Below are 22,476 nucleotides of genomic sequence, written 5' to 3' on the forward strand. Positions count from 1 at the left end.
GCCTCAGCGGGCGTCGGCGGTCACCAGGAGCCGCAGGTTCGCCGCGAGCCACGTCGGTGCCGACGGGGACTCGGCGAACGCGGTGACGGTGGCCGCCGCCGTGCGCAGACCCGCGGTCTGCAGATGTGCGCCCACTTCCCGCACGCGAGTCAGCAGGCTGCCCGTCAGGTGGTCCAGGCCCCGGTGCGACGCCTCGGCCAGGACGGTCAGCGCGCTGTCCACGGCGGCGCTCAGCGGATCGGCCGTCGTCGAGCCCGGCGGCAGCGGCTGCGGGGTCGTGCCCGTCGCCACGTCCAGCACGACCACGCCCGCCTCGGTCCGCACGGCCAGCGGGTCGACCACCAGCGTGCCGCGGTGCCGGCGGACGCTGCCGGTGATCATCGTCGGGCCGGCGCGCAGTGCCGCCGCCAACGCGTCCAACGAGTGCGGAGCGGCGGCTCGGTGCGTTGCTTCGAGCAGGCACGTCGCACCGGTGGGGCCGTGGAGCGTGGCGGTGAGGCGTTGCGCGGCCGGGTCGTAGGCCAGGCCGGACACCTCCGTGACGCGGACCGCGCGGACCAGTTCCGCCTCGACCCTCGCGCGGACCTGGCGCGGTGGCAGGTCGGCCAGGTGCGCGGCCGTCGCTTCGTAGTCGTGGACCACCAGGGCCTGCGGGAGGTCGTTCCACGCCGTGCCGACCGGCGTGAGGGAGGTCTTGGCCACGCGGCTCGTCTTCAGCGCCACCGCCCGGCTCGCGCTGCGCGTCGCCGACTCGGACACGACGTTCGACGCCGCCAGCCGCTGACCGGTGCGCAGGGCCGTGTCGCGCTGCACCAGCACCACGTCACCCGAGGCGAAGTAGACGTCCATCGTGGACTCCGAGCGCATCCGGGCGCCCAGCGCCGTGAGGCGGACGCGGCGCAGCGGCGTCTCCGCCGGTTCGTCCGGGCCGAGGACCTCGGCGCGCGGACCGACGGCGGTGGTGCGGGCGTGCAGCTCGGTCAGCAGCGCCGCGAAGTGTTCCGCCTCGTAGTCGGCATCGCGCCCGCGGTAGGCCGTCAGCTGCGCGAGCAGGTCGGTGATCACGGCGGCCGGCCAGTGCAGCCGTTGTGCGGTCAGGTCGCGGTGCAGGCGTTGCCACGCCACGTCCAGCACCTCGCTCGCGTTGGCGGCGCCGTCGAGCAGCAGCTGGTCGAGCAGGTCGGTGACGGCGGTCAGGTCCGTCGCGGTGGTGGGAGATCCGCCCACGTCCACGGTGTCGGTGCCCTGGGCGTCGGCTTCCCGGAACGCCCACACGGCCAGCGCCAGCGCCTCGTCGCGGTTCACCGCGTCGGTGTGGACGTAGGAGAGGTCGCCGGGCACGAGGAACGTGACCGTGCACGTCGGCAGTTCCGCCTGCGCCGTCTGGTCTTCCGCGGCCGGGCGGCGCAGCTTGGCGCGGTAGCCCGCCTGGTGCGCCCGGCGGGCCCGGCGCAGCGTGCGTTCACCCATCAACGCCACCAGGTCGTCGTCCGTCACCACGCTCGGCGACCACAGCTCGGTGGGAGCGGTGGCCTCCTGCGTGCGCTGGTAGGCGAGGACCACGGCGATGCGGTGCCGGCAGACGCCCGTGGCGCCGCAGCTGCACCGGGCGGCGTCGAGGGCGGTGTTCGGCGGCAGCGTCGTCGTGGTGCCGTCGGGGAACTTGCCCTGGACGGCACCGGCCGGATCGGTGTCGAGCGCCGGGACGACGCCCGCGTCCAGCTCCTTGGCGGCGCGTTTCACGAGGCCGCGGTTGGCGAGGGCCGCCAGCGCGTCCGGGGTGAGGGCCAGCAGGTCGGGTCGGGTCACCTGAGCTTCTCCGCAACGAACTCCGCGAGCTCTCCGGGGGTCATCGCGCCCACGTGGGCGCCGACGTTCGCGAGGCGCTGGCCCAGCACCCGGTCGTAGTCCGGGTTGGCCTCCTCGTCGAGCGCCGCCAGGCAGAGCACGTGGGTGCCCTGCTCGCACAGGCCCTTGACGGTGCGCACCAGCTGCGCGTCGTCGCCGCCCTCGTAGAAGTCGCTGATGATGGCGACGATCGACCGGCGGGGGTTGTCGACGAGCCCGGCTCCGTAGGTCACCGCCCTGGCGATGTCCGTGCCGCCACCGAGCTGCACCTTCATCAGCAGCTCGACCGGGTCGGTCACGTCGGACGTCAGGTCGACGACGTTGGTGTCGAACGCGACGAGGTGCGTCTTGAGGCCCGGCAGGCCCCACAGGCAGGCCGCCGTGACCGCCGAGTGGATCACCGAGCTCGTCATCGAGCCGGACTGGTCCACCAGCAGCACGACCTGCCACTGCTCCAGGTTCCTCCTGGTGCGCGAGACGAACTTCGCGTGCTCGATGGAGAGCCTGCGCTCCTCCGGCTGGTAGCGCTGGAGGTTCGCCCTGATCGTCGACCGGAAGTCGAAGTTGCGCGAGTTGCGGTGGATGCTCGGCCGCCGCGACCTCGTGCCGCTGAACGCCGTGCGCACCTCGGTCTTCAGCTTCTCCATCAGCTGCCGGACCACCGCCTCGACGATCTTGCGCGCCATCGCGAGGACGGCCGGGTTCATCAGGTGCTTGGTCCGCAGCACCGCGCGCAGCAGCGCCGGGTTCGGCTCGATCCGTTGCAGCACGTCGGGATCCGTGACCACGTCGGTGATCTCGTAGCGCTCGACGGCGTCGCGCTCCAGCCGCTCGATCGTCTCCCGCGGGAAGAGCGTGTGCACCTCGTCCAGCCAGTCGACGGTCTGCAGCACCGAGTCCTCGCTGCCGCCCTTGCGCACGCCGCGTTCGGCCAGCTCGGGATCGCGGCCGTAGAGCCACTGCAGCGCGGCGTCCCGGCGTGCCGCCTCCGCCTGCAGCCCTCCGGTGCAGCGCGAGGCGGGCTCGCCGAGGATCAGCCGCCAGCGTTCCAGGTCCGTCATGCCAGGCCGCCCTTCACCAGCAACGCTTCCACGCGCTTCTCCACCGCCATCGCCTCCGCCACGAGCACCGGATCGGCGGTGAGGCGGGTGACGTCTCTCGCGTTGCCCCTGACACCGCGGTGCGCGAGGACCGTCGCCGCGATGGTTTCCCTTTCCCTGGGCGGGAAGTAGCCGAACGCGAGCCGCAACGCCGGCAGCGCCACCAGGAACTCGTCCTCGGTCATCGCGCTGACCAGTTCGTCGAGGACGCCGACCAGGTCGGGGCTCGCGAGCACCTCCTCGCGCGCGACCGCGAACAGCCCGGCGAGCCAGTCGCCGAGCGCCTCGACGCCGCGGATCTTGCGCACGTCCGGCTGCGTGCCCAGCGCCCAGGCGAGGCCGAGCGCCGCACCCCTCAGGTCCGGTGGTGCCTGCACGTCGTTGCTCACGCGCGTCGCCACGCCCGTGACGTCCGCCGGGTCCAGCGACAGCGCGGACCCGGCGTGCAGCACCGCGTCCCTGGTCGCCGCCATCGCCTTGAGCCGCTGCGGATCCGCCGGCGCGGGGCCGCCGTGCAGGCCCTCGACCAGCCACAGCACCCGCGCGGTGCCGGCGTCGATCACCGAGCCCAGCAGGGCGTCCTTCCTCGTGCCGAACAGCCTGTCGTGCCGCCACAGCCCCAGCACGCCGCCGAGCACCTGCCCCAGCGCCGCGAGGTCGCCGGTCTCCCGGACGCCCTCGTTGAGCGAGGCCTTGACCTTGCCGGACAACGTCGAGATGCCGCACAGCACGGCGTCGAACAGGATCGAGGCCAGGCCGTCGAGCCGCGCGTCCCGCGACCGGCGTTCCAGCGCCACCCCGGCCGCCTCCTCCAGCGTGGCGCCGTTCTCGGCCGCTTCGATCAGCGCCGCCAGCCGTTCCTCGACGGGCCGCAGCGTCCACTGCTCGTCCAGCTGCGGCTGGGCGCCCTCGGACGGGCCGCTCGTGCGTTCGAAGCCGGGGATCCGCAGCACTCTCAGCCGGTGCAGGATCCTGCTGCGCTCCAGCGCCGCCGCGTCGGTGAGGTCGAGGGCGATCTTGCCCTCGTGGTCGAGCCCGTGCGTGCTCAGCAGTTCCTGCACCGCGTGGACCAGGGGAGGGGCCGGCGTGCTCGGGTGCAGCCGCCCGGTCTTGTCGCCCCGCAGCGCGCCGAGCATCTCGACCAGCGCCGGGTGCGCGCCGGGCTGCAGCGTGCCGCGCCGCGTCCACGGTGGCGGCTGCGTCAGGTCCTCGGAGATCAACGCGCTGGTCAGGCCGTCGAGGACGTCCGTGCGCGCCAGGTTGCGGTGTCCGCGCAACCGTGCCAGCGCCCCGGCCTGGGTGTGCGCCGCGATGAGGTCCGCGGTCGACACCGGCTGCTGCCGCTTGCGCAGCCTCGTGGCCACGGACTCGACGAGCCAGTCCGCCGCCCGCCGTGCCCCGGTCTCCCACACCTGCTGGTAGTAACCGGGGGACGGCATGCCCGACTGGTAGCCCGTGAACGCGTCCAGCCGTGCGTGCGAATACGGCACGAGATAGCTCGCACCTCTCTCACGCTCGGGCACGTCCGGCCATTCCGTGCTGCCGTCGAGCTTCGCCTTGAGCGCCGCGGTGTGGAAGCCACCGGTGACCACGACGACGGGCCTGTCACCCGCGTCGCGCACCGCCGCCCGCACCCAGCGCGCCATGTACTCCTCGCGCGCCGAGTCGCCCTCGTCCGCCGTCGCCGTGCCGCGCAGCAGGTCGAAGTACTCCGCCATGCCCTCCGGCTCGTCCTGGGACTCGAAGAGGTGGTCCCAGAGCACGTCGACGTTGTCGACGGAGAACTCCACGCACAACCTCTCGACGACCTCGGTGTAGCGCAGCTCGGCGTCGGCGTACCTGTTGCTCACGTCCCGGAACGCCTCGTGCCACGCGGGCAGGTCGATGAACCTGACCTCCGCGCCGCAGCGGCGGCCCTCGGTGATCGCCACCCACTCCGGCGAGTAGTCGCAGAACGGCGACCACGACGCGTGCTGGTCGGAGTAGCTGAACAGCGCGACGGGCAGCTCGTGTCCCAGCAGCAGCTCGTCGATGCGCTCGTTGAAGTCGGCGGGACCCTCGATGAGCACGTACGCGGGCTGCTGCTCGGCGATGGTGGCGGCGACCAGCCGGGCACAGGCGGGGCTGTGGTGCCGGACGCCGACGAACACGGCCCCCATCAGCCGGGCAGCAGGTGACGGGCGCGGTGCAGCTCCTGCCACTGCTCGCCCTTGCGCCGCGACGCGTGCTGCTCCAGGTACCGCCGCAGCCGCGCCAGGTCCTCCGCGTTGTCCTTCGCCGCCGTGCCCGCCAGGCATTCCACGACGTCCGCGGCCGAACCGACCTCGCCGCGCAGGAACCAGCCCCGCAGGCCGACGGCGTGCGCCACCGACACCGCCTCGGCCGTGCTCATGACGGTGGTCAGCCGGTCGGTGCCCTCGCGCAGGTCGCGGAACGTCCGCACCAGCACCTCGAGGACGTCCCGCTTCGGCGCGAGCTCCACGCCGGACTTCGCCAGCAGCTTCGCCGCCTCCTGCTCGACGAGCGCGAGCTCGGTGTCGAAGTCGGCGATCGGGAACACCGTCTCGAAGTTGAAGCGCCGCTTGAGCGCCGCGCTCATCTCGTTCACGCCGCGGTCCCTCGTGTTCGCCGTGGCGATCACGTTGAACCCGTCCTGCGCGAACACCATGCCGTCCGGGCCGTTCAGCTCGCCGATCGCCATCACGCGGTCGGACAGCATCGACAGCATGCAGTCCTGGACCTCCAGCGGGCAGCGCGTGATCTCCTCGAACCGCACGATCTTGCCCTCGGCCATGCCCCGCAGCATCGGCGCCGGCACGAGCGAACGCGGCGACGGGCCCTCCGAGACCAGCAGCGCGTAGTTCCACGAGTACTTGATCTGGTCCTCGGTGGTGGCCGCGCCGCCCTGGATCGTCAGCGTCGACTCGCCGCAGACCGCCGCCGCGATCATCTCGGACAGCAACGACTTCGCCGTGCCCGGCTCACCGACGAGCATCAGGCCGCGGCTCGTCGCGAGCGTGACCAGCGCCCTGTCCACCAGGGACGGATCGCCCACGAACTTCTTGCTGATGCCCCGGCTCTCGTCGCCCACGACGAACCGGCGCGCGGCGTCGAGGCTGAGCGCCCAGCCCGGTGGCCGGGGCGCGGTGTCGGTGTCGCGCAGCCGCGCGAGCTCGTCGGCGAAGCGCACCTCGGCGGGTGGGCGCTGCATCGTCTGGGTGCTGGTCATGACTGCAGGGACTCCAGTTCGGAGAGGAGCTCGGAGAGCGTGATCGGGTCGATCGGGTAGGTCGTGGGCGCGTTCGCGGGCGCGGACCACGTGCCGTGACCGCTGGTGGAGAACCACATGTCGCTGAACCCGACCTCGGGGAAGACGTCCACGGCGCCCACCGCGATGCCGGGGTCGAGCGAGGCGACGAGCGCGCCGCCGGCGGGGAACGGCCGGGTGATCCAGCACTCGACGCCCGCGTCCTGCGGTTCGCCGCGCACCCAGCCCTTCTTGGTCAGGCCGAGGATCTTGCCGATCGGGTACGGGGTGCCGCAGTACTTCTTCAACCGGGGCAGCAGGTCCTCGCCCGGCGCCAGGAGGTGGACCGGGCGGCCCGTCTGCGGGAACGGCTGGAGGATCTCGTAGTCGGCGAAGATCTCGCCCCACGCCGCCGCCGTCTCCCGGAGGTCGACCGGGTGTGCGACGCGCACGACCGCGTCCTCGGGCAGCGTGAACTCGTCGTCCTCGGCGTTGGCGAGCGTGCGGTCTTCGGCCAGGCGGAACGACTCGCCCTCGCCGGTGATCCAGACCAGACGGCGGACCACGTGCCACAGCAGCGGATGTGCCACGAGAACCGTCTGGAACTCCTCGGCGCTCCACGTGCGCTGGTTGACCATGGCGCGTTCGAGCCGCTGGATCTGGTCGGACGCGATGGTGCGCACGTCCTTCTTCAGCGCCATGAACCGCTTGTGCTCCAACGGCGCCTTGTCCTCGTCGTCCTTCACGCCGGGCTTGGGGAGGTCCTTGCGGCGCTTGCCGTCCGGGTCGAGCACGAACGGCTTGAGCTGCTCGTCGAAGCCGACCGTGAACTGGCGGGAACCGTAGTCGATGACGAGCGTCGCGGCGTCGTCGAGGCCCAGCCGCGGCACCAGCCGGTCCGACAGCTGGTCGCGCGACAGCCCGAGCTCGGCCGCGATCTGGGCTACCTTCTCCTGCGCCTTGGTCTTGAGGCCCTTGAAGGACACCTTCTCCGCGATGCTGTTGAGGTGCGACAGGGCGACCTCGGTGCCGATGTCGGCGAGCACGTCGAGCCCGGCGACCGCCCTGGTGTGCTGGCTCTGCCCCGGCCAGACGCGGATCAGCGGCGACAGCGCCCGCACCGTCGAGTCGTCGCCGAACCAGCCGAGGGCGCTCAGCGCCCAGCTCTCCTTCGACGGCGCACCGGCCTGCTCCCACGCCTGGAAGACCGCCCACGCGAACGCCGCCAGCGAGTGCCTGTCGAGCGCCTCGCGCACGATCGGCAGCCCCGCGTAGAGCTCACCCGGCTTCGACAGCGCGGCCGTCATCAGCAGGTGCGCGGCGGTCGCGGCGGGCAGCGCGTGCCTGCGGTCGCTCAGCAGGACCTGCGGCAGCAACCGGGTGTCCGCCCACAGGCCGATGGCCGGCAGCTTCGCGGGCAGCACGTCGACCGGGTCGACCGACAGCACGAGGTCGATCGCGGCCTCGGCCCCGCACTCCCGCGCGATCGCCGCCACGTCGACACCGACGTTGTTGTGCAGGTGCCGCAAGGCCGCCTCGGCGTTGCGGCGGGGAACCCCGGTCTTGCCCGCCGCCGCGGGGATCAGCAGCCGGGCGGCCTGCTCGCGGTGCCGGGCCAGCCACTCGATGCCCCAGCGGCGCGGCTGCTTGGTGCGCGCGAACCAGTCGGCCATTTGCGCCGCCACCTCGACGGTCGCGAACGGCAGCAGCACCACACCCGTCCCCGCCGGAGCCGACTGCACGTGCCGGAGCAACGCGCGCACGGCATCCAGACCGAACCGCGCGGCGATGTTCCTGCCCCACTCCTCGACGCCGTAGCTGTAGCGCGGCTCCCAGTCCGCGAGCAGGTGCCGCACAGCGTCGTCGGGGGCGAGGAGGAACAGGTCGTTGTCGTAGTAGCCGATCCGGCCGGCCTCGTAGTCCTTGAGCAGCCGGCGCCAGTCCTGGTGGCCGTCCCGCCAGGCCGCGCCCGCCTCCAGCCACTCCTCGCGCTCGCCGGGCAACCAGCTGACACCGGGCGCCGGCACCGGGAGGTCCGTGAGCACCACGGGCTTCACCGGCTTCTTGCGGTTCAGCCACGGCGGCGAGGCCAGCAGCGGCGGCAACTGCTCCGGGCTCGCGTCCGGCACGATCACCAGCCCGGACTCGGCGAGCACCGCCGCGACCTCGTCCGACACGGAGACCTGCGGGTTGGACAGCAGATGCGCGTGCAACAGCTGACGCGCGCTCTCACTCGACGACACCCGCTGGGACAGCAACCGCGCCGCCCGCGACGGGAACGCCGCCATCGCCGCCACGACGGCAGGCCGCACGTACTTCTCGTCCACGCGGTCGAGAAGGATGGTGAACGCCTCGTCGGTCGGCAACGCCGCGAGAACGTTCAACGCCTGCTTGCGCCCGCCGGTCCGCTGGTGGTAGCTGTCGGAGTCGAGCTCTTCGGCGAGCAACGGCGCGATGTCCGGCCCCAGCACGTACACGGCTGTGTAGAGCACGAACGCCGACGTCGTGAGCGCCTCGTCGGCCTTCCGGAAGTCCTCGACCGACCGCGCGCTGCTCGGCAGCATCCACCACCGGCTCTGCGTGAAGTTCTGCCGGCAGGTCTCGTCGAACCAGTCCGCCCGCTCGGGCAGCAGGAACGACCGGACCTCGACCTCGACGCCCGGCCCGCCGAGCTCCTCCAGCGCACTCTCGGCAGCCGCGCGCTCCTCGGGGCTCGCCACGGCGATCGCGTACCGGACGGCCGTCAGCATCAGGCCCTCCGGGTCACCGATCGACGTGCGGAAGCTCTTGACGCGCTGCAGGCAGACACCGGTCCAGTCGCCGCGCTTCTGGTGCCATTGGCTGGAGTACGTGAGGCTCATGAGCTCGACCACAGCCGCGGTCGCGAACGCGAGGCCGTGGTCGGCGATCCAGGCGTGCACCGCCGGGACGCCCTGCTCCGTGACCGCCGCGATCGCCGCCGCGCCGACGGGCGTCGGCCTGCCGTCGAGGTGGGCGCGGGCGGCACCCACCAGTTCGGGATCCGAGCCCTTGGCCTCGAAGGCGGTCGCGAGGGCTGCTGCCTTCTCGGTGATCCGGCGGCGGGCCTGGTCGGCCTTCGCGGGGTCGAGGGTGAAGTCCGGGGCCGGGTCGAAGCCGCGCTGGCGCACGGCGTCGCGGGCCCAGGCCTTGGGGATCACCCAGGTGTCCTCGTCGAGGACGGGGCTGGGCGCGGGAGCGGCGGGGGTGGTGGCCTGCCGGGCAGCGGGCTCGGTGGCGCCAGGCTGCCCGTCGGCGGGCTCGGCGACCACGGCTTGCCGTAAGTCCGTTCCCGGTGCGGTGGTCCCGGCGTCGGGTCCCTGCGCGGCACCGGATCCCGCGACGGCGATTCCCTGCGCGGCGGCCGACGTCGCCGTCGCCGGCTCGGCGGTGCCCTCCGGCTGATAGCCCTTCTTCTCCTTCTCCGCCACCAGTTTCGCGACGTGCGCGGTGGCCGCCTCGACGGAGGCCAGCTCCTTCGTCTTGACCTGGCCGGCAGTGCCCAGCCGTCCGAACCGGACGGTCACCGCCGCGCCGTCCTGCTCGATCTCCCAGAACTTCGCGGAGCCGTCCGCGACGAGTTCCCACCTGCGCACTGCTGTACCTCCTGCTGGGGCCACACAAGGGAGTTGGTCTGGAACGGACGCTACTCAGGGGGTCTGACAATTCCGTGAGGCCGCCGGGCGGCGCAGTTCAGACCCCCTGGGTGCGCGGCCTCACGAGTGCAGCGACTCCAGTTCGGACACGAGCTCCGAGGCCGTGATCGAGTCCGCCAGGAGGGCGGTCTGCGCGTCGTGCTGGGACGACCAGTAGCCCTGGCCGTGGGCGGAGAACCACAGCTCGGTGAACTTGACCTCGGGGAAGATGTCGATCGCGCCCACCGCGATGCCGGGGTCCAGCGAGGCGACCAGGGCGCCGCCGGAGGGCAACGGGCGGGTCATCCAGCACTCGACGCCGCCGTCCTGCGGTTCGCCCCGGTTCCAGCCCTTCTTGGTGAGGCTGAGGAGCTTGCCCACCGGGAGCATGACCTCGAGGTACTTCTTCAGGTGCGGCAGGAGGTCCTCGCCCTGCGGCACGACGTGCAGCGGGCGGCCCAGCTGCGGGAACGGCTGGAGGATCTCGTAGTCTGCGAACACCTCGCCCCAGGCCTCCAGCTCGGCCCGGAGGTCCACCGGGTGCGCCACGCGGACGGTGGCGGACTCGGGCAGGGTGAACTCGTCGTCGTTCGCGTCGGCGAGCGTGCGGTCTTCTGCCAGGCGGAAGGAGGCGCTCTCGTTCGTGATCCACACGAGCCGGCGGACGATGTGCCAGAGCAGCGGGTGGCCCGCAAGCACCGTGTGGAACTCGTCGGCCGTCCAGGTGCGCTGGTCGACCATGGCGCGTTCGAGGCGGTGGATCTGGTCGGACGCGATGGTGCGCACGTCCTTCTTCAGCGCCATGAACCGCTTGTGCTCCAACGGCGCCAAGTCCTGGTCGTCCTTGGCGCCGGGCTTGGGGAGGTCCTTGCGGCGCTTGCCGTCCGGGTCGAGCACGAACGGCTTGAGCTGCTCGTCGAAGCCGACGGTGAACTTCCGCTCGCCGTAGTCGATCACCAGGCTCGCCGCGTCGTCGAGACCGAGGCGGGGGACCAGGCGGTCGGCCAGCTGGTCGCGGGAGAGGCCGAGTTCGGCGGCGATCTGGGCGACCTTCTCCTGCGCCTTGGTCTTGAGGCCCTTGAACTTCACCTTCTCGGCGATGCTGTTGAGGTGCGACAGCGCGACCTCGGAGCCGATGTCCGCGAGGACGTCCAGGGCCGACACCGCCTTGGTGTGCTGGCTCTGCCCGGGCCACACCCGGATCAGCGGCGACAGCGCCCGCACCGTCGAGTCGTCGCCGAACCAGCCGAGGGCGCTCAGCGCCCAGCTCTCCTTCGACGGCGCGCCGATCTCCTGCCAGCGCTGGAAGACGGCCCACGCGAACTCCGCCAGCGAAGCCCGGTCGAGCGACTCGCGGACCAGCGTCAGGCCGGCGTAGACGTCGCCCGGCTTCGACAGCGCGGCCGTCATCAGCAGGTGCTTCGCGGCCTCCGCCGAGAGGGCGTGCTTGCGGTCGGCGAGCAGGACCTGCGGCAGCAGGCGGGTGTCCGCCCAGTCGCCGATGGCGGGCAGCCTGGCGGGGAGGACCTCGACGGGGTCGATGGCGAGGAACGCCCGCAGCGCCGCGGCCGCCTTGGGGGTCGGGGCGAGCGCGGGCACGTCGACACCGAGACCGTGCAGGTGCCGCAGAGCGGCCTCCGCGTCACGCCGCGGCGCGCCGGGCCTGCCCAGCGCGGCCGGGATGAGGAGGCGTGCGGCCGTCTCGCGGTGCCGGGCGAGCCACGCCAGCGCGACCTTGCGCACCTGCTTGAGCCGGACGAGCCAGTCCGCCATCGCAGCGGCCACCTCGGGCGTGGCGAACGGCAGCAGGATCGCCGCGGCGTTCGAGCTGGAGTCGACGATGCGCAGCAGCAACGGCAGCGCGTCGAACCCGAACCGCGCGGCCAGCATCTTGCCCGTCGACTCGAAGTTCCACCCCAGTTGCCTGGCGTCCCAGCCCGTGAACAGCGGCCGCGCCACCTCTTCGGGCGCGAGCGCGAGCAGGTACCGCATGCGCCACCCGATCCGGCCCGCCCGGTGCTGCTCCAGGAGTTCCTGCCACGTCTGGCGGATGTCCCATTGCCCGGGCTGCAACCAGTCCTCCCGCTCGCCCGGCTCCCACACGAGCGACGACGGGGGCGGGGGCAGGTCCGGCACCACCACGGCCTTCACCAGCGGCTTGCGGTGGACCCACGGCGGTGCGACCAGCAGCGGCGGCAGCGCCTCGGCGGGAGCCTCCGGCACCTCGGCGGTCTCGACCTCGACGAACCCCTCGGGTTTCTCCAGGTGCGGGTACGTCTTGAGGTGCACGCTGAGCAGCTGCCGCAGTTCGGGGTTTTCACCGGCGCGTTCGCCGAGCAACCTCGCCGCGCGCGCCGGGAACGCCGCCATCATGCTCAGCAGCGTCGGACGCACGTACTTGGCGTCGAGCCGGTCGAGCGCCACGGTGAACGCCTCGTCCGTGGGGATCGCGGCGAGCACCTTGAGCACCTGCTTGCGGCGGTCCGCGAGCTGGTAGTTGTGATCGAGCGCGGCCGCGAGCAACGGCACGATGGACGGTCCCAGCACGTAGAGCGCCGTGTGCAGGAACGAGCTGTTGTTGGACAGCGAGGTCCCCGCTGCCTGGAACTCCTCGAACGTGCTGGCGCTGCACGGGAGGATCCACCAGCGCACGCGCGAGTTCGGCGTCCCGCTGACGTCCTCGAACCAGTCGGGCCGGCCTGGCATCAGGAACGCCCGCAGCAGCTTCACGTTGGTGTCTTGCAGCGCGTCCAGCTTCGTCAGCGCGGTTTCCGCCGCAGCGCGCTCGGCATCGTCGGCCACGGCCAGCGCGTAGCGGACGGCCTTGAGCATCCTGCCCTCGACGGTGTCGAGGATGATGTGGAGGTAACCGCCGCGGCTCACCAGGATCCTGTCGCCGTACCTGCGGTCCTGCGGGAACCACTCCGGTGCGCACTGCAGCCTGGTGAACTCGATCGTGGCCTCCGTCGCGAACACCACGCCGTGGTCGGCGATCCAGGCGTGCACGGACTGCTCGCCGCACTCGGTGATCGCCGCGACCGCCGCCGCACCGACGGGACTCGTCCGGCCGGCGAGGTGCTCGCGCACCGCCCGCACCAGGTCCGGGTCGGACGACGGCTCGGACAGGACGGCCTCGACGGCGGTGCCGAGCTCGGCCGTTCGGCGCCGGGCCTCCTCGGCCGAGGCTTCGTCGACGGAGAACTCCGGGGCGGGGTGGAAGCCGCGCTGCCGGATGACGTCGCGCAGCCAGGCCTTGGGCATGACCCAGGTGTCTTCGTCGACGGGGGTGGGCGCGGGTTTCGTGGTGGGGGAGGCAGGGACCGGGATGACCGCGGAAGTAGCCGGAGAGGTCGTGGCCGTGGAGGTCGCGGGAGAGGTGGCCGCGGACGAGGAGGTGGAGGAGGTGGCTGAGAGGGGAGCGACGGGGTGCGGGGCGGAGGTCGCCGCCTGCGGGTCGCCGGCCGCGGTCGCCGTGGCAGCGGTGGAGGCAGCGGCCGAGCTGGTGGAGACCGCCTCCGAGCCGTTGGTGACGGGCCGGTAGCCCTTCTTCTCCTTCTCCGCCACCAGCTTCGCCACGTGCGCCCGCGCGGCCTCGGCGGAGGCGAGGTCCTTGGTCTTGGTCTGGCCGTGGGTGTCGAGCCGTCCGAAGCGGACGGTCACCGCGACGCCGTCCTGCTCGATCTCCCAGAACTTCGCCGAGCCGCCCGAGACGAGCTCCCACCTGCGCACTGACTGCTCCCTGCGTTGGTACTGACGTTGTTGATCGTGCTTGCCGGTCTGACGCGCACCGTGCGTCAGCCGTTCCCGCGTCACGCGTGCAGTGACTCGAGTTCCGAGAGGAGTTCGGAGGCGGTCACCGGGTCCACTTCGAACGTGGTCGGTCCGCCGTCACGCGGGGCGACCCAGGCGCCACGGCCGGTGGCGGAGAACCACAGGGAGCTGAACGCGATCTCGGGGAAGACGTCGACGGCGCCCACCGCGATGCCGGGGTCGAGGCAGGCGACCAGGGCACCGCCGGCGGGGAGCGGGCGGGTCATCCAGCACTCCACGCCGGCGTCCTGCGGTTCGCCCCGGACCCAGCCGCGCTGGGTGAGGCCGAGGAGCTTGCCGACGGGGACTTTGCGGCCCACGTACTCCTGCAGCTGCGGGACGAGGTCCTCGCCCGGCGCGAAGGCGTGGACCGGGCGGCCGAGCTGGGGGAAGGACTGCAGGATCTCGTAGTCCGCGAACACCTGGCCCCATGCGGCCAGTTCGCCGGCCAGGTCGACCGGGTGGGCGACGCGGACGGTGGCGGCCTCGGGCAGCGTGAGCTCGTCGTCGTTCGCGTCGGCGAGGGTCAGGTCTTCGGCCAGGCGGAAGGACCTGCCCGCGTCGGTGATCCACACCAGACGGCGGACCACGTGCCTGAGCAGGGGGTGGGACGTCAGCACCTCGTGGAACTCCGCGGCGGTCCAGGTGCGCTGGGTGATCATCGCTGCTTCCAGCCGGTGGATTTGGTCGGACGCGATGGTGCGCACGGCCTTCTTCAGGTCCGCGAAGCGCTTGTGCTCGGCCGGTGCGAGGGTCTGGTCGTCCTTGGCGCCGGGCTTGGGGAGGTCCTTGCGGCGCTTGCCGTCCGAGTCGAGGACGTACGGCTTGAGCTGCTCGTCGAAGCCGACGGTGAACCGGCGGGGGCCGTAGTCGACCACCAGGGTGGCGGCGTCGTCGAGACCGAGGCGGGGGACCAGGCGGTCCGACAGCTGATCGCGGGACAGGCCCAGGGTCGCGGCGATCGCGGCGACCTTCTCCTGCGCGCGGGCCTTGAGGGCCTTGAACTTCACGCGATCCGCGATGCCGTTGAGGTGGGTGAGCGCGGTCCCGGTGCCGATCTGGGCGAGCACGTCGAGACCCGTCACCGCCTTGGCGTGCGCGTTCTCACCCGGCCAGGCGCGGATGAGCGGCGCGAGGCGGCGCACGGTCTCGTCGTCGCCGAACCGGCCGAGGGCCGTCAGCGCCCAGCCGTCGCCGGCCGGGGCTCCCGCGGACTGCCAGCGCTCGAAGACCGCCCAGGCGAACTCCGCGAGCGAGGCCGGGTCGCACGCCCGCACGGCGACCGGCAGGCCCGCGTAGACGGTGTCCGGTTTGGACAGCGCGGCGGTCGTGAGGAGGTTCGTCGCGGCCCGGGCCGACAACGCGGTGGCGCGGTCGCTCAGCAGCACCTGGGGCAGCAGGCGCGGGTCCGCCCATCCGCCGATCTCCGGCAGCTTCGCGGGCAGCACGTCGAGCGGGTCGACCTCGACCAGCGTGCGGACCGCGGCACCCGCCTTCTCGCTGACGGAGGTCGCGACGGCGACGACGTCGACACCGAGCTCCAGGTGCAGGTGGCGCAGAGCGGCTTCGGCGTTGTGGCGCGCGGGACCGGCCACGCCCAGCGCCGCGGGCAGCAGGAGGCGGGCCGCGGTCTCGCGGTGGCGCTCCAGCCAGGACAGCGCGGTCGAGCGGGCCGCCTTGAGGCGCACCAGCCAGTCCGCCATCAACGTCGCCACCTCGGCCGTGGCGTACGGGAGAAGGACGAAACCGGACCCGTGCGGGCTGCTCGCGGCCAGGTGCAGCAGCGGCGCGACGGCGTCCAGCCCGAACCGGGCGCTGACGCGCCTGCCCCAGCGCTCACCGTCCCAGCTGTCGTCCGGCACCCACTTCGCGATCACCGACCGAGCGAGGTCCTCGGGTCCCGCCTCGAACAGGCCGTGGCCGCAGGGGCGGCCGGTGGAGCTGATCCACTCGGCCAGGTTCGTCCAGTGCTCGGGCGTGTCGCGCCCGTTGTAGTACGACGGGAGCGCCAGCCACTCCTCGCGCTCGCCCGGCAGCCAGGACTCGCTCGGCGCCGGCACGGGCAGGCCCTCCAGCACGACCGGATCGGGCCGCGGGCGGCTGCGCGTCCACGGCGGGTCGGCCAGGACGCCGGGCAGTGCGCAGACCGGTGCTTCCGGAACGCGCCGGGAGTTCGCCTCGGCGACCAGTGCCGCCGCTTCCGACGGCACCACCAGGTCGGGGTGCGTCTCCAGGTGCGCCCGGAGCAGGGACACCGCCTGCGGCTCGGCAGCGCGGGCGGCCAGCAGCCGGGCCGCCCGCCGTGGGAACGCCTCCATCGCGGACAGCAGCGGAGACAGCACGTACTTCTCCCGCGCGCGGTCCAGCAGGAGCGTGAACGCCTCGTCCGTCGGCAGGGCGGCGAGCACCTCCAGCCCGGACCTGCGGCGGTCGGCGTCGAGCCCCGCCTCGTCGACCTCCTCGGCGAGGAACGGCGCGATCGCGGGCCCCAGCACGTGCAGCGCCGTGTGCAGGGCGACCGGCGACCAGGTCACCCCGCGGTGCTCGAGGTGGGCGAACTGGTCCAGCGTGCTCACCGCGCACAGGGTGAGCCAGTTCTCCCCCCGGGCGCGCGAGTGGGCCTTCGCCTCCTCGAACCAGTCGTGCCTCGAAGGTACGAGGAAGGCGCGGGCCATCTGGCCTGCCTGGGTGGTGCCGGCCTCCTCCAGCGCCTCGACGGCGGCGGCGTGGGTCTCGGCGTCCGCGACGGCGAGGGCCGATCGGACCAGGACGAGGTGCGCGGCGTCCACTTGGTCGAGGTACACGCGATGGTCGGGGAACGGCTGCAGGTAGCCCTTCTGGACCCAGCTGCCCCGATCGGGCCGCCCGCGGCCGAAGAACATGGCGGTGCGGTGTGCGACCGCCGCCGCCGCGAACGGCAGACCGTGTTCCGCGATCAACCAGTGGACCGTCGCCTTGTGCAGGGAAGCCACGCTCGCGAGCGCCGCCGCGCCGAGCGGGCTCGCTCTGCCCTCGAGCTGATCGCGCAGGGCCTGCGCGAGGCCGCGATCGGTCTTCGGGTCCTCCAGCACCTCGGCGATCACCGGGTGGTCCGAGGCCACCCAGTCGCGGAACTCCCGCGCACGACGGGAATCGAGCTTGAACTTCGGCGACGGCTCCAGGCCGCGGCGGCGCACCACGTCTCTCAGCCAGGCCGCGGGCATCACCCACGTGTCCTCGTCGCGAGGGAACTCGGCGCGAGGGGTCTCGGCGCGAGAAGTCCCGGCGGGAGGGGTTTCGGAGGCGGCGACGGGGCGGTAGCCCTTCTTCTCCTTCTCCGCCACCAGTCTCGCGACGTGCGCCTCGGCGGCGGCCTCGGACGCCAGCTCCCTGACCCGGGTCTGACCGGCTGCCCCCAACCGTCCGAACCGGACGGTCGTCACGGCACCGGTCAGGCCGACCTCCCAGAACTTGGCCGAGCCAGCGGCGACGAGCTCCCACCTGCGCACTGCGAAACCCCCTGAGTCCGGTCCGGAGCTGATGTCCACGGACGGTACCCAGGGGGTCTGACAGTTTTGGTCGATCAAGCGAAACCGCAGGTCACAGTTTCCACCACAGCGCGGTGTCCGGCGGGAGGAGCAGCTGCCCGTCGCGCACCCCGTAGTACGACGACGCCAGCAGCACCGACCCCGGGTCCGGCAGCTCGACGACCGAGCCCGACAGGTTCACCGCGCACGCGACGCCGTCCCGCTCGAACCACAGCACGTCCGCCGGACCGTCGACCCACGTGATGTCCACGCCCGTGGCCGGGTTCTCGCGGCGCACGCGCAAAGCGTTGCGGTAGAAGGACAACATCGAGTCCTGGTCGCTCGACTGCGTCTCCACGCTGAGCTTCGCCCAGTCCGCGGGCTGCGGCAGCCACGACCCGCCCGTGCCGAACCCGAGCGACGGCCCGGTAGCGGTCCACGGCAGCGGCACGCGGCAGCCGTCACGACCGCGCTCGGTGTGCCCGGACCGCTCCCACATCGGGTCCTGCAGCACCTCGTCCGGCAGGTCGAGCACCTCGGGCAGCCCGAGTTCCTCGCCCTGGTACAGGTACACCGAACCCGGGAGCGCCAGCATCAACGCCAGTGCGGCGCGTGCACGCCGCACACCTGTCTCGCCGCCGCCGTAGCGCGTCACGTGCCGTTGCACGTCGTGGTTCGACAGCACCCAGGTGGTCGGTGCCCCGACAGGGGCCACCGCCGCGAGCGACGAGTCGATGACCGACCGCAACGCCCCGAACTCCCACTCCGCCGTGAGGTAGTGGAAGTTGAACGCCTGGTGCATCTCGTCGGGACGCAGGTACATGGCCGTCCGTTCGGCGGAAGGCGTCCACGCCTCCGCCACGAGCACACGCTGCCCCTCGTACGAGTCGACGATCTCGCGCCACTCGCGGTGGATCTCGTGCACACCGTCCTGGTCGAAGAACGGCAGCGGCTCGGTGCCCAGCAGCTTGAGCTGGTCGGTGTGCCCGATGTCGGGCAGCCCCGGCGCCTTGACCATCCCGTGCGCCACGTCCACCCGGAACCCGTCGACGCCCAGGTCGAGCCAGAACCGCAGCACGTCGCGGAACTCCGCGCGCACCTCCGGGAGCTCCCAGTTGAGGTCGGGCTGCTCCGGCGCGAACAGGTGCAGGTACCAGGACCCGTCCTCCACCCGCGTCCAGGCGGGCCCGCCGAAGACCGACTCCCAGTCGTTCGGGGGCTGGTCGCCGACACCCTCCCGGAAGACGTAGCGCTCGCGGTTGCGGCCGGCCAGCGCCTCCTGGAACCAGACGTGCTGGTCGGAGCTGTGGTTCGGCACGATGTCGACGATCACGCGGATGCCGAGCGAGTGCGCGTCGTCGACCAACACGCGCACGTCGTCCAGGTCGCCGAACTGGGGATCCACGGCGCGGTAGTCCGCGACGTCGTAGCCGCCGTCCGCCATCGGCGACGCGTAGAACGGGGTGATCCAGACCGCGTCGACGCCCAGGTCGCGCAGGTGGGGCAGGCGCGAGCGGATGCCGGGCAGGTCACCGACGCCGTCGCCGTTCGAGTCGGCGAAGCTGCGCACGTAGACCTGGTAGATGACGGCGTGTCGCCACCAGTCCTGGGACATGTCCATGCCTTCCGATGGGGTGTGTCAGCGGTCCAGGAAAGACGTTGCAAAAGTTTTCCGCAAGTCCACTTGGAGATTCCTGAATCAGACCACCTTAGTCTGCAAACTTTTGCAGGCGTCGAAATTGCGTTGCGCCGCTCGGACACCATCCGTCAGAGTGATCGCAACGAACCGGAGGAAGGAGCCAGCCGTGATGCAACAGATGCGCCATCAGCACGACTGGTGCTCCTCGGCATGAGGTGAACTCATGCCCCGGGGAGCCGTCCCGTCGCCATCGCGACGAGGCGGCTTTTTTGATGCCCGTTGGTCCAATTGGCACGGACACCGCGCTCTGAACGCGGAGATCGAGGTTCGAACCCTCGACGGGCAGCCGTGACCGAAGCCGAAGCAGTCGAGGCGCCAGGTTGTGGTCCTGGTCGAAGCCGGTGCGAGTCCGGTCGGTCACTCCACCGCGCGGGATCCGGTGATCACCCAGGCCTCATGAGCCCGGGGTGCCTGGTTCGACACCAGGACGCGCGACCAGCGACGGGAGGAGGGCGTCGTGCAGGGCACCGTTGGTGGCCAGCACGACGTCCTCCTCCACCACCGTCACCCGGCCGCCCGCCTCCTCCACGAGCACCGGCAGGCACGCCAGGTCGAACTCGTCCAGTCCGGAGCCCGCCGCGACCACGGCGTCCACCTCGCCGCTGATCAGATTCAGCACCGAAACTCTGCTGTCCACGATGACGCACTGCGGCAGCACGGGTTTCTTCTTGCCGTGCAGGCACACGCGCGCACCGTTCACTTCGTCCCTTGTGGATACTCGGGCGATCTCTTCTCGGTCACCGCGGAAGATCCTGCACCCGATTCCCCGGCCGGCGGCCATCGTGACGCCCAGCGAGGGCAGGGCGGAGACGGCCAGCGCTCCTTCCAGCGCCAGGTCCACCGAGTACTCCGGCCGCCCGGCCACGAAGCCCGCCGTGCCGCTGATCGGGTCGACCAGCCAGCGGCGGCCCGAGGTGCCCGCGCGCTCGGGACGTTCCTCTCCCGCCACACCGTCCTCGGGCAGCGCCTGCGCGAGCAACCGCCGCACCAGGTCCTCCACCGCGAGGTCGGCCGAGGTGACCTCGCTGCCGTCTGCCTTGCGCCACACCCGGAAGCGGCGCTCGGTGAACTCCCGCTCCGCCACCCGGGCCGCCTCGCGGACGATCTCCAACGCCAGTCGCATGTCGGTCCACATGGGTGCGCAGCCTGCGTTCCGGCACGGCGTGTGCGGAACTGATGTAGCGTTGTGCTACATGATCGAGTTCGTGCTGGACGAGGCCGACCTGGTCGACGTGCGGTTCGCCGTCTCGCCGCTCAGCGAGCTCACCCTCAGCCTGCGCGTGCTCAAGGACCCCGCCAGATATCCGCTGCACCTGCCGTGGGCGCGCGGGATCCGCGACGTGGACGCCGAGGTCCTGCTGGCGCTGTCCACCTCCCGCGGCTGGACGCCGGACTTCCTCAGCCCGCGCCCGCTGACGCCGTTCACCCGGATCGAGGACGAGTTCGCCGCACTCCGCGAGATCTCCGCACGAGCGATGAGGCGCGACTTCCGCGCGTTGTTCGGAAGCGTGCCCGCCGTCCTGCGTGACCGCGAGCGTGTGTTCGGCGCGCTGGAGACCTACTGGGAGGTCGCACTGGCCGGCCACTGGGACCGGGTGCGCGAGGTGCTGGAAGCCGACATCGCCCACCGCGGCCGTGAGACGGCCCGGCACGGACTCGCCACGATGCTCGGCGGCATCTCCGACCGGATCAGCTTCTCGGGCCCGGCCGTGGAGGTGCGGATCGCCGGTGTCGACCGGGTCGTGCGGGCCGGGGGACGGGGACTCACCCTCGTGCCCAGCGCGTTCGCCCGGCGCACGGCGGTGCCCGTCGACCCCGCGGCACCCCCGTTGCTGATCTACGCCGCCCGCGGGGCCGGCGCGCTCTGGGAGACCGGGCGGCGTGCGGGCCCCGCCGCGCTGGCAGCGGTGCTCGGCCAGGTGCGCGCGGACCTGCTGACCGCGCTGGCGCGACCGCACTCGTCCACCGGTCTCGCGCGGCTCCACGGCGTCACGACGTCGGCGGTGAACCAGCACCTGCGGGCGTTGCGCGACGCCGGTCTGCTGGCCTCGCAACGCCACGGCCGCAGCGTCGTGTACGCCAGGACGGAACTCGGCCACGCCCTCGTCTCCCACTCCGTGGAACGGGGAAGCGATGCCGCGCGCCGTCCGTTGGCAAGGACATGAGCTTCGCTGAGGACTGGCAGACCTGGAAGACGGAACGGGAGAAGAGCCTGGCCGACCCGTACGGGTGGCTCGCGCTGGTCTCTCTCGACTGGCTGGAGGCGACTCCACGCGCCTATGACGGCCTACCGGGCGAGTGGTGGCAAGACGACGACGCCGCGTACTGGCGCCACGAGGGCGAGACACAGCGCTTCGAACTCGTCCAGAGCGGTGCCGGCACCCGCGTCGAGGCAGGCGACGTGGAGATCGAGATCGCCCGCCGCGGCGGGTACCTGATCCGCGTCCACGACCCCAAGGCCGAGGTGCTCGGGAACTTCAGGGGCGTGCCCGCCTACGAGCCGCGGGAGAAGTGGGTGCTGGAGGGCGAGTACGAGCCGTTCGACGCCCCCGTCCCGACGACGGTCGGCGCCGTCGTCGAAGGCCTCAGCCACGTCTACGAGGCGCCGGGGCGTGTGCGGTTCAACTACAACGGCACGGAACACACACTCACGGCGTTCAACGGCCACAACGGTGGATTGAGCATCCTGTTCACCGACGAAACCAGCGGCGTCACCACGTACGCGGCGAACCGGCAGATCGCCGCCACGCCGCGCGACGGCAAGGTGGTGCTCGACTTCAACCGTGCGACGAACCTGCCGTGCGCGTTCACCGACTTCGCCACCTGCCCGCTGCCGCCCGCGGGCAACCACCTGCCGTTCAGCGTCGAGGCAGGCGAGAAGACGCCCTACGAGCGCGCCTAGAAGAACTCGTCGAGCAACCGGTACCACTCCAGCAGTGCGGGGCGGGGGGTGAGGCCGTAGGCGCGGTCGAACGCGCCCACGGCCTCTTCGCCCACCTCCCGGTGCGCCAGCGCGATGTCGCGGTGCCGGTCGGACACGCCGAGCCGCGCCACGTCGATCAGCACGGTCGAACCGTCCGGGCGCAGCAGCACGTTCGGCGGGCAGAAGTCACCGTGCGCGACCACGAGGTCCTCTTCGCGGGGCGCCGTGCCGGCCAACCGCTCCAGCAGCTCCTCCGGCGTGCTGCCGAGGTTGTCGTCGTCGAAGTCGTCCGGGTCCACCAGACCGGCCTCGACGTTGCGCCGCGCCTGCTCCAGCAGCACGGCGACCCGTGCGTCGTAGGGGCAGGAGTCCACCGGGAGCGAGTGCAGCGACCGCAGCACCTCGCCCATGACGGTCGCCGCGAGCACCGGGTCCGCGGTGGCCAGCGACGGTGCGCCGACGTCGGCCAGCACCAGCCAGCCGTCGGCGAACGCCCTGATCTCCGGCACCTCGCGGTGCCGGCCCAGCCACCGCAGCCGGTCGCGTTCGTCCACCCCGGCGCGCTTGACGTAGCTGGAGCCCGCCCGCCAGACGTCGCCGGACAGCCCTTCGTGCCCGTCGGACCACACCGCGTCCGGGCCGACCGCGCGCAACACCTCTTCGGGGACGTCCACGTGGTCATCCTGCCCG

General features: G+C 72.1%; 12 protein-coding genes and 2 tRNA genes. 4 read left to right on the forward strand and 10 right to left on the reverse strand.

All coding sequences use genetic code 11. The features are described from left to right. Nucleotides 1-3: 3 nt before the first annotated feature. The 8 genes from BLQ91_RS18795 to BLQ91_RS18830 form a co-directional block, all read right to left on the reverse strand. The gene (locus BLQ91_RS18795; RefSeq protein ID WP_090098156.1) at nt 4-1,809 is read right to left on the reverse strand and encodes a hypothetical protein; all 1,806 of its coding nucleotides are present in this window, start codon (nt 1,807-1,809) and stop codon (nt 4-6) included. Further along, the gene (locus BLQ91_RS18800) at nt 1,806-2,909 is read right to left on the reverse strand and encodes a VWA domain-containing protein (RefSeq protein WP_090098157.1); all 1,104 of its coding nucleotides are present in this window, start codon (nt 2,907-2,909) and stop codon (nt 1,806-1,808) included. Before BLQ91_RS18800 ends, BLQ91_RS18795 begins: the two co-directional genes overlap by 4 nt. Next, entirely contained in the window at nt 2,906-5,107 is a 2,202-nt protein-coding gene (locus BLQ91_RS18805) for a DUF5682 family protein (protein ID WP_090098158.1), read from the reverse strand. Before BLQ91_RS18805 ends, BLQ91_RS18800 begins: the two co-directional genes overlap by 4 nt. Next, nucleotides 5,107-6,177 (reverse strand): ATP-binding protein, encoded by a 1,071-nt coding sequence (locus BLQ91_RS18810; protein WP_218130305.1) that lies wholly within the window; start codon nt 6,175-6,177, stop codon nt 5,107-5,109. The genes BLQ91_RS18805 and BLQ91_RS18810 overlap by 1 nt, the downstream gene beginning before the upstream one ends. After that, nucleotides 6,174-9,809: a DUF4132 domain-containing protein gene (locus BLQ91_RS18815; protein ID WP_176959811.1), complete on the reverse strand. Its 3,636-nt coding sequence runs from the start codon at nt 9,807-9,809 to the stop codon at nt 6,174-6,176. Before BLQ91_RS18815 ends, BLQ91_RS18810 begins: the two co-directional genes overlap by 4 nt. Before the next feature lie 120 nt (nt 9,810-9,929). After that, nucleotides 9,930-13,577, reverse strand: coding sequence for a DUF4132 domain-containing protein (locus BLQ91_RS18820; protein WP_176959812.1), 3,648 nt, complete (start codon nt 13,575-13,577; stop codon nt 9,930-9,932). Between the two features lie 80 nt (nt 13,578-13,657). Next, the gene (locus BLQ91_RS18825; protein WP_143022708.1) at nt 13,658-17,146 is read right to left on the reverse strand and encodes a DUF4132 domain-containing protein; all 3,489 of its coding nucleotides are present in this window, start codon (nt 17,144-17,146) and stop codon (nt 13,658-13,660) included. Between the two features lie 91 nt (nt 17,147-17,237). Beyond that, the gene (locus tag BLQ91_RS18830) at nt 17,238-18,779 is read right to left on the reverse strand and encodes a glycoside hydrolase family 13 protein (RefSeq protein ID WP_090098242.1); all 1,542 of its coding nucleotides are present in this window, start codon (nt 18,777-18,779) and stop codon (nt 17,238-17,240) included. Between the two features lie 297 nt (nt 18,780-19,076). Between BLQ91_RS18830 and BLQ91_RS18835 the strand changes: the two genes are divergently transcribed. Together BLQ91_RS18835 and BLQ91_RS41400 are read left to right on the forward strand one after the other, a co-directional pair. Continuing rightward, nucleotides 19,077-19,149 (forward strand) — tRNA-Gln (locus tag BLQ91_RS18835). An 80-nt stretch (nt 19,150-19,229) separates the two neighbouring features. Further along, nucleotides 19,230-19,301 (forward strand) — tRNA-Ile (locus tag BLQ91_RS41400). Here the strand turns inward: BLQ91_RS41400 and BLQ91_RS43775 are convergent. After that, nucleotides 19,258-19,998: an inositol monophosphatase family protein gene (locus BLQ91_RS43775; RefSeq protein WP_090098162.1), complete on the reverse strand. Its 741-nt coding sequence runs from the start codon at nt 19,996-19,998 to the stop codon at nt 19,258-19,260. The two genes, BLQ91_RS41400 and BLQ91_RS43775, sit on opposite strands and share 44 nt — an antisense overlap. Before the next feature lie 340 nt (nt 19,999-20,338). Between BLQ91_RS43775 and BLQ91_RS43780 the strand changes: the two genes are divergently transcribed. Both BLQ91_RS43780 and BLQ91_RS18850 read left to right on the forward strand, forming a co-directional pair. Beyond that, nucleotides 20,339-21,028 (forward strand): ArsR/SmtB family transcription factor, encoded by a 690-nt coding sequence (locus BLQ91_RS43780; protein WP_425412503.1) that lies wholly within the window; start codon nt 20,339-20,341, stop codon nt 21,026-21,028. After that, nucleotides 21,025-21,765, forward strand: coding sequence for a DUF1684 domain-containing protein (locus BLQ91_RS18850; protein WP_090098164.1), 741 nt, complete (start codon nt 21,025-21,027; stop codon nt 21,763-21,765). Before BLQ91_RS43780 ends, BLQ91_RS18850 begins: the two co-directional genes overlap by 4 nt. On the opposite strand, the gene BLQ91_RS18855 is transcribed toward BLQ91_RS18850, so the two are convergent. Further along, nucleotides 21,762-22,460 carry an aminoglycoside 3'-phosphotransferase gene (locus BLQ91_RS18855; protein WP_176959813.1) on the reverse strand — a complete coding sequence of 233 codons (699 nt, stop codon included), beginning with the start codon at nt 22,458-22,460 and terminating at the stop codon, nt 21,762-21,764. The genes BLQ91_RS18850 and BLQ91_RS18855 overlap by 4 nt on opposite strands. Nucleotides 22,461-22,476: the final 16 nt, after the last annotated feature.

It is taken from the genome of Lentzea jiangxiensis (assembly GCF_900104175.1).
Classification (GTDB): domain Bacteria; phylum Actinomycetota; class Actinomycetes; order Mycobacteriales; family Pseudonocardiaceae; genus Lentzea; species Lentzea jiangxiensis.

Bases quoted from the DNA above. Each gene is read 5' to 3' on its own strand.
- BLQ91_RS43775 (WP_090098162.1), bottom strand. From the start codon at position 19,998: ATGTGGACCGACATGCGACTGGCGTTGGAGATCGTCCGCGAGGCGGCC.
- BLQ91_RS43780 (WP_425412503.1), top strand. From the start codon at position 20,339: ATGAGGCGCGACTTCCGCGCGTTGTTCGGAAGCGTGCCCGCCGTCCTG.
- BLQ91_RS18810 (WP_218130305.1), bottom strand. From the start codon at position 6,177: ATGACCAGCACCCAGACGATGCAGCGCCCACCCGCCGAGGTGCGCTTC.
- BLQ91_RS18850 (WP_090098164.1), top strand. From the start codon at position 21,025: ATGAGCTTCGCTGAGGACTGGCAGACCTGGAAGACGGAACGGGAGAAG.
- BLQ91_RS18805 (WP_090098158.1), bottom strand. From the start codon at position 5,107: ATGGGGGCCGTGTTCGTCGGCGTCCGGCACCACAGCCCCGCCTGTGCC.
- BLQ91_RS18800 (WP_090098157.1), bottom strand. From the start codon at position 2,909: ATGACGGACCTGGAACGCTGGCGGCTGATCCTCGGCGAGCCCGCCTCG.
- BLQ91_RS18830 (WP_090098242.1), bottom strand. From the start codon at position 18,779: ATGTCCCAGGACTGGTGGCGACACGCCGTCATCTACCAGGTCTACGTG.